Raw genomic sequence first — 623 nt, forward strand, 5'->3', positions numbered from 1 at the left:
AAACTTTTAGGATTGGTAATTACCACTGCTCCATTCTGAATTCGCTCTAAAGCGGCGGCCAAACGTGGTTCTTCCAGTTGCTGATAAAAAACTTCATCGTATGCCTGGCGCAAAAGTAAATTATGTTTGTCGTAATCACTAAAAACATTAAAAAACAAACCCGCAGATGACTGGAGATGCTTATTTGCAACGTATTTTCCAGGGTAACCCTGAAAAACCAAACCGGAGATACAAGCAATGTCACGAAATTTCCGGCGAGCCATTTCTGTCGAATTAATACTTAAAGTAATATCCTCAGTAAGGTTTTTAGGCGAGAAAACTTCATAAGCGATGGATTCATCCATCGGGATTTCTGTTTCACTCAGCAATTCAAAACCGTAATCATTCATCGCAATAGAAAAACTAATTGGCAACAGTTTGCTTAATCGATAAGCCACCAAAGCGGCTAATACTTCATGAACCAAACGTCCTTCGAACGGATAAGCGAAAAGATGGAAACCCTCTTTGTTGTTTATCAATTCGATTAATAATTCATCATTTCTTGGAACATGCGAACGTTTTTCTTGTAATAGAAACAATGGATACACAACATCCAGCTCTTCATCCTGATGGAGTGTGTACGT

1 pseudogene is annotated in these 623 nt (G+C 38.7%); it reads right to left on the reverse strand.

Annotation, left to right across the window (positions count from 1 at the left end):
* Nucleotides 1-623 (reverse strand): annotated as a pseudogene (locus tag ON09_RS23845) (DNA ligase-associated DEXH box helicase); the annotation flags it as partial.

It is taken from the genome of Pedobacter agri PB92 (assembly GCF_000258495.1).
Taxonomy (GTDB): domain Bacteria; phylum Bacteroidota; class Bacteroidia; order Sphingobacteriales; family Sphingobacteriaceae; genus Pedobacter; species Pedobacter agri.